General features: G+C 56.0%; 5 protein-coding genes. 1 reads left to right on the top strand and 4 read right to left on the bottom strand.

Going from position 1 to position 6,705, the window contains the following annotated elements; genetic code table 11:
* Nucleotides 1-269: 269 nt before the first annotated feature.
* Nucleotides 270-1,607: a sodium-dependent transporter gene (locus QZ326_RS10465; RefSeq protein ID WP_295744928.1), complete on the bottom strand. Its 1,338-nt coding sequence runs from the start codon at nt 1,605-1,607 to the stop codon at nt 270-272.
* A gap of 394 nt (nt 1,608-2,001) precedes the next feature.
* On the opposite strand from QZ326_RS10465, the gene QZ326_RS10460 reads away from it, so the two are divergent.
* Nucleotides 2,002-2,190, top strand: coding sequence for a DUF6144 family protein (locus tag QZ326_RS10460; RefSeq protein ID WP_365329060.1), 189 nt, complete (start codon nt 2,002-2,004; stop codon nt 2,188-2,190).
* 670 nt (nt 2,191-2,860) lie between these two features.
* Here QZ326_RS10460 and QZ326_RS10455 read toward each other — a convergent pair.
* The 3 genes from QZ326_RS10455 to QZ326_RS13445 form a co-directional block, all read right to left on the bottom strand.
* Nucleotides 2,861-4,240: an MATE family efflux transporter gene (locus QZ326_RS10455; RefSeq protein ID WP_295744924.1), complete on the bottom strand. Its 1,380-nt coding sequence runs from the start codon at nt 4,238-4,240 to the stop codon at nt 2,861-2,863.
* Between the two features lie 109 nt (nt 4,241-4,349).
* A complete protein-coding gene (gene prfB / locus QZ326_RS10450) occupies nt 4,350-5,474 on the bottom strand; it encodes a peptide chain release factor 2 (RefSeq protein WP_295744922.1) in 1,125 nt (374 codons plus the stop codon).
* 455 nt (nt 5,475-5,929) lie between these two features.
* Entirely contained in the window at nt 5,930-6,205 is a 276-nt protein-coding gene (locus tag QZ326_RS13445; RefSeq protein ID WP_365329055.1) for a transposase, read from the bottom strand.
* Nucleotides 6,206-6,705 lie beyond the last annotated feature (500 nt).

Genomic DNA, 6,705 nt, shown 5'->3' with positions numbered 1-6,705 from the left:
GGGCCAAGGACAAGAAAGCGGACACGAGCGTCCCGGACACGTTCGAGGAATGGGGAGAGATACCGGAGGAACCGGGCCAAGGAGCCCGAAGCGACATAGCCGAGCTGTACAGTAAAATCAAGGCGGGAACATTTATAACTTTGCCGGTAAAGTTCCCAAGCGCGAAAAGGAAACGGCGTAGCTTTCACTGCGCCGTTTCCCTTGAATTTGCAATGCTTCTTTATTGGACTGCCCCTTACCGGCGCCGCCCTTCTGCTACGGGACTCAGGTCAGAAGGCTACCTTCAAAAACAGCGCCACACAGCAGAGAATCACAGCGCAGGGGACGTAGAGATACCGCCCCAAACCGTACCACACATTGCCGGAGGGCCGCTTTGCGCCCCGGTTGATCTCCGCCATCAGATCCTCCCGCTTCATGATCCAGAACCAGGAGGCCGCGCCCAGAGTGGCGCCGATGGGGATGATATAGATGGAGACAATGTCCATCCAGGGGCCCCACTTGAAGATGGGTTCCATATTCACCCCGACGCCCAGGCAGACGACGCACAGGATCGCCAGCACCCAGCGGCGGTTTAATTGGGGGAACTTGTGCAGCAGCGACTCCCCCACCGCCTCGAACATGTTCTGCAAGGAGCTGACTCCGGCAAATACCATGGCAGTATAGAGGATGACGGCGAACAGCCTGCCCAGCGGAATGTCCTGCAAAATTCTGGGCAGGGTGACAAACAGCAGGGAGGGACCGGCCCCCACATCCAGCTGATAGGCAAAACAGGCGGGGATGATGACCAGGGCGGCAACCAGGGCGGCGATGGTGTCAAAGAGAGCGGTCTGCTTGGCCAGGGACACCACGTCCTCCTCCGGGTGGAGATACGCGCCGTAGACGATCATGCCGCTGCCGGTGATGGACAGGGAGAAAAAGGCCTGTCCCATGGCCCAGATCCATACCATGGGGTCCAGCAGCTCCTCCCAGCGGCAGGAGAACATATAGCGGTATCCCTCGGCGGCGCCGGGGAGGAAGGCCACCCGCACGGCCAGCACCAGGAAGATCATGAAAAAGAGGGGCATCATCACCTTGTTGCTCCGCTCAATGCTCCTGGCCCCCAGCAGCAGCGTCAGCAGGGTGCCCACCACTACAATTACGTGGAAGGGAATCACGGAGTAGTCCGCCAGGGAGAACCCCTCAAACCACGCGGCGGTGTCCGCGGTCATGAGGGAGCCGGTGACAGAGGCGTAAAAGGCCTTGAGCACATAGGCGATGATGACGGCGTAGCCGATGGCGATGCACATGGAGCCCGCCAGAGGCAGCCAGCCCAGAACGCCGCCTGCCCGGCCCAGATTCTCTTTCCTGCTGGCCCAGGCCATACGGTAGGAGCCCAGGGTGCCGGTGCGGGCCCGGCGGCCCACGGCGTACTCGGCGGAGAGGCCCACGGTGCCGAAGAGCAGGATAAAGGCCAGGTACGCGATCAAAAATGCGCCTCCGCCGTTGCTGCCCATTTTGGCGGGAAAGCCCCACACGTTTGCCATGCCCACAGCCGAGCCCACAGCCGAGAGCACAAAGCCCCAGCTGCTGGTGAACTGTTTATGTCTCTTCTTTCCTTCCGTACTCATCGATTGTCTCCTCGTCTTCCTCCGCGGCGCGGCATTTTTGAATTGGTTTTGGATATTTTGAACAGAAGAAGGCGGTATGAATCCGGGCACGCCAAAAAGACCGCTCAGGGCTCATATCGCCGCTTTAAATCAGTATAGCATAGATATCCCGGCCCGTCCAGCCACATTTCTAAAAGTCCCTTTTAAGGAAAGTTCTGCTGGGCTATAACTTCGCCAGTTTCTACAAAACCACATTGATATATTAGAAACTATGCGCTATAATTTATTTGACAAACCGGGATTTAAGGGGAAAGAACATGAAAAATTTTTCTATGCCAGAGCAAGTTTCTCCGACATTAGAAATAGATGAGTTAATGAGGTTGAAACATAGTTTGGAAAAGAATTGTATACAAAAATGTTTTCTTGTGAATGTCCTATGTTAGAAAAAGCAAAAAATTCAAATTCATTAACATGGTGTCACTGCACTGCTGGATATAACAAAAAATTATTTGAGATTGTTTTTGAAAAACCTGTCTATGTAGAAATTGTGCAAAGCATACGGCAAGGATTTGATTTTTTCCTTTTGAGAATTGCAGTTCAATAAATTCCACTTTATCGGACAGTCATCCATCAACAGGGGATTGCTCCCTTTGGATATTTTGACGCGCGGTTTGACGAAGCGGCTTTTGGCAACACCAATCTGAAAAGGGATTTCTAAAATGTGGACAATCTAGAGCAATTCCCCAAAATGCTGAGAAAAGTTCAGCGTCCGGGAAGCGCATAGCTGCGTTGCCGTCCTTCGCAGGCGTCACCCGCCCGCGTCCTCCGCCTTGTTCTGCATTCCCCTCCTTGCTTCCTTTTTCTCATTATTTCCGGGAACTGCTCCAGATGGAAAGACCGAAAAATCTGGATGGACAAACGGGGAAAACCGCGGTAAAGGCGAGGCATGGCCGGGGGCTTTTGGGCGCCCAACGGGCGGGGAGATCAGCCCGGGACATTGGACGGCAAAACGGTCCGGTGCATCCAGCTGGCGGTCAAAAACGGTGAGTTTCAAACGTATCCTGCCATCTGGCCGTGCCAAGACCAGCCCCTGAGCATTTCAGTCCCATACTGTCTCAAACCAAAGACCGAGACAGATATCTGGCAGTCCCCACCAGATCCAGGCACTGCGCTTTGGGACAAAGCGGTACCACGCATATGCGTTCATAGATTTAGCGATAACACGCCCGGCGGCCTCTCGGCCGCCAGGCGTGATTTGCAGCTCCTTAAAATTCTCAATCCGCCAGCCCGATCTGGGCTTCAACCCGGCGCATGGTGCGCCGCAGGAAGATGATGCTCAGCACTAGGGAGACCACCTCTGAGATGGGGAAGCAGAGCCACACCAGGTCCAGAATCCCCGTCCGGGCCAGGAGCCACGCCGCCGGCAGCAGGGCCACCAGCTGGCGGCACACAGAGCAGATCAGTGTATACACCGGATTGCCGATGGCCTGGCAGACCGATCCGGCGATGATGTCAAACCCCGCCAGCAGGAAGGAGAAACTGATGACCCGCAGGGCCACTGTGCCGATGGAGAGCATCTCCGCCGAGGGGCTGAAAAATCCCAGCAGGACCCCCGGAATAAGATTGAAGGCGGCACAGCCCACGCACATGATTACTGTGGCGGTGGCGGCGGTGAGCTGGACGGTCCTTTTCACCCGGTCCAGCCGGGCGGCGCCGTAGTTGTAGGAGATGATGGGCACCATGCCGTTGTTCAGGCCGAACACGGGCATGAAGATGAAGCTCTGCAGTTTGAAGTAGGCCCCGAACACGGCGGTGGCGGTGTCCGTGAAGCCCATCAGGATCTTGTTCATGCCGAAGACCATGATGGAGCCAATGGACTGCATCACGATGGAGGGCACTCCCACCCGGTAGATCTCCCGGACGATGGCCCGGTCCGGGCGGATGTCTTTGAGGCGGATATGGATGTCTCTGTTATACCGCAGGTTGATGAACAATCCAATACCGGCGGCAATGATCTGACCCGCTACCGTGGCCACGGCGGCGCCTGCCACCTCCAGCCGGGGAAAGCCGAAGAGGCCGAAGATCAAAATGGGGTCCAGGATGATGTTGATGACCGCGCCGATGAGCTGAGTGACCATGGAGTACACCGTCCGGCCCGTGGACTGGAGCAGCCGCTCAAAGCAGAACTGGCTGAAAATGCCGATGGACAGCCCCAGGCAGATGCGGGCGTAGTCCGTGCCGTAGTTGACGATGGAGGCGATGTCCGTCTGAGCCAGGAAAAAGGGCCGGGCCAGCAGGAAGCCGCAGACACCGAAGATGATGGCGCTGAGGAGGAAGATGAAGATGCCGGTATTGGCGGCCCGGTCGGCCTGGTCCTGGTCCTTCTCTCCCAGGGAGCGGGAGAGGAGGGCGTTCATGCCCACGCCGGTGCCGCCGCCTACGGCGATCATCAGGTTCTGCAGGGGAAAGGCCAGGGAGACGGCGTTCAGTGCGTCCTGGCTCAGCCGGGCCACAAAGATGCTGTCCACCACGTTATAGAGGGCCTGGACCAGCATGGAGATCATCATGGGAATGGCCATGCCGGCAAGCAGCGGGGCAATGGGCATAACGCCCATCTTGTTCTCTTGCGTTGATTGCTGAGGGTTGTTTTTCATCTTGATATTCCTTTCTGTATATACGGGGATTCACTGAAAAAGGACGCGGCTCTTACAGCCGCGCCTTTCATAGGCTGGAAAATAGGGAACACGGGGCGAAACTCCTTCTTTACTTCTTCAGCTCCCCGGTTGCCAGCTGGGTCAGATAGGCATTCAAAAAACCATCCAGGTCCCCGTCCATCACGGCGTCAATGCCGCCGGTCTCGTAGCCTGTGCGGGTGTCCTTCACCATCTGGTAGGGCATGAACACGTAGGAGCGGATCTGGCTGCCCCACTCGATCTTCATCTGCACGCCCTTGATGTCGGAAATCTTCTCCGCGTGCTGCTGGGCTTTCAGCTCCAGGAGCTTTGCCCGGAGCATCTTCATGCAGTTGTCCTTGTTCTGAAACTGGCTGCGCTCCTGCTGAGAAGCCACCACGATGCCCGTGGGCTTGTGAATCAGCCGCACGGCGGAGGAAGTCTTATTGACGTGCTGGCCACCGGCGCCGCTGGCCCGGTAAACCTGCATCTCGATGTCCTCCTCCCGGATCTCAATGGTCTCGTCGTTCTCAATCTCCGGCATGACCTCCACGGCGGCGAAAGAGGTCTGGCGGCGGGCGTTGGCGTCAAAGGGGGAGACCCGCACCAGGCGGTGGACGCCATTTTCGCTCTTCAAAAGGCCATAGGCGTTCTCTCCCTCGATGGAGATGGCGGCGGACTTGATGCCCGCCTCGTCCCCGTCCTCATAGTCCAGGATTTTATAGGTGAAGCCCTTCCGCTCCACCCAGCGGGTGTACATGCGGTAGAGCATCTGGGCCCAGTCCTGGGCCTCGGTGCCGCCGGCACCGGCGTGGAACTGCAAAATGGCGTTGGAGTTATCGTACTCCCCTGACAGGAGGGTGGTCATACGGGTCTCCTCCACCTGGCTCTCCAGGGTGGCGTATTCTCCCTTGAGCTCCTCCAGAATCTCCTCGTCCTCGGCCTCCTGGCCCATCTCACAAAGGGCGGTCAGGTCCTCCCAGGCGGTGAGGAGCTTTTCCTGCTTTGTGACCTTGTTCTGGAGCTGCTTGAGGCGCTGCTGCACCTTTTGGGAGCGCTCCAGGTCGTTCCAGAAACCGTCCTGGGCGGTCTCGTCCTCCAGCCGCGCGGCCTCCTGGCGGGCGCTGTCGATGTCCAGGGCGGCGGAGAGCTTGTCCAGCTCCGGCCGCAGGTCCCGGAGCTTCTGCTTGTAGGCGTCGTATTCGATCAAAGCCATGGCGTTTCTCCGTTTCTTCCAATTTCATTAGCCATAGTATTATATAGGAGGAAGATTTATTTGTAAAGGGAAACCTTGCCGAGAGGGGAGGTTTGTTGATTTACCATTGAAGTGCGGAAGCTCGAAAGAGCTCGATGCACTTCAATTTTTTTGTGTTTTGGGGGAAAGAAGGGCCGGGGAACATGGGCCGAAAACTCCACTATCTCGGGCCGAGTGAGCGGGCAGAGATTGAAAAGGCTCCACAACGGAGGCACTCCCGCAGCGGCGATCGCTGACAGGGTTGGGTCTCATGTAGCCACGATTTACAAGGAGCTCCCGAAGGGATACACCGGGGCCGTAGACGAGTATGGTCGGCGGGTGTATAGCGCCGAGGTTGCACAACGGACCTTTGAGAGGAACATCAAGCGCCGGGGCAAGCGGGCCGCGGCAAACTAGGCAGTATTCACATCAGGGCGTCAATGATAAGTACAAGATAAACAAAAGAAAGAAAAACAATATCCCGACCAGATGCGGCGACCATATGAAGCTTGGTGTTCCATCCACCCCTCGTCCGCCCAACGGTTTACCCGGACATCAATCACAGGCCAATCCCCGTATTCTTGGGACAGCCTCCTCCACTTGCACCCGTTCTCCACGATGTACAGCACTGCGTTCAATACTTCCAGGTTACTTGTTTTCGCCAGTTTCCTTTGCTTTGGATAGCATTCCTGGATCTTCTCATACTGTTCCATGTTCTGTTCCCTATTTCTAATTATATCCTACTTTTTTCCTTATGTGAACACTACCTAATACGTCGGGTAGTTGGAAGTAATTCTTGACAGGATCACGCTTGGGCCACAGTGTGTGCTTCACTCCGCACCTCCCAGGGTGTGCCACGACACCCACTCCGCAAATTTCTTTTTGGGCACTATGAGCCTGCTGCTGGTTTTGAGAGCAGGAAGTGAAGGAGTAACCAGGTGAGCAAGACCTGCCGCTATTTTGGGAGCGGGTATATAATTCAATCGGCTTCCTTTTGCACAATTGATACTTGACGCTCCACAGTATATAATTGAAATATGCCATTGAGCTTTTTCTTGACCAAATTTTGACTTTCTCCCTATATGATGAAAAAGATTGGAGGTGTCCCCATGGCATACAGAATTTTGGTCGTGGATGATGAACCAATCCTGACCGAGCTGCTTTCCACCCATTTGCAGGATCACGGCTATACGGTTTCCGTAGCCAACAGCAG

Source organism: uncultured Oscillibacter sp. (assembly GCF_910587525.1).
Taxonomy (GTDB): Bacteria; Bacillota; Clostridia; order Oscillospirales; family Oscillospiraceae; genus Oscillibacter.
This window is presented reverse-complemented; position numbering and strand designations above follow the sequence as displayed.

Bases quoted from the DNA above. Each gene is read 5' to 3' on its own strand.
- prfB (WP_295744922.1), bottom strand. From the start codon at position 5,474: ATGGCTTTGATCGAATACGACGCCTACAAGCAGAAGCTCCGGGACCTG.
- QZ326_RS10455 (WP_295744924.1), bottom strand. From the start codon at position 4,240: ATGAAAAACAACCCTCAGCAATCAACGCAAGAGAACAAGATGGGCGTT.
- QZ326_RS10460 (WP_365329060.1), top strand. From the start codon at position 2,002: ATGTTTTCTTGTGAATGTCCTATGTTAGAAAAAGCAAAAAATTCAAAT.
- QZ326_RS13445 (WP_365329055.1), bottom strand. From the start codon at position 6,205: ATGGAACAGTATGAGAAGATCCAGGAATGCTATCCAAAGCAAAGGAAA.
- QZ326_RS10465 (WP_295744928.1), bottom strand. From the start codon at position 1,607: ATGAGTACGGAAGGAAAGAAGAGACATAAACAGTTCACCAGCAGCTGG.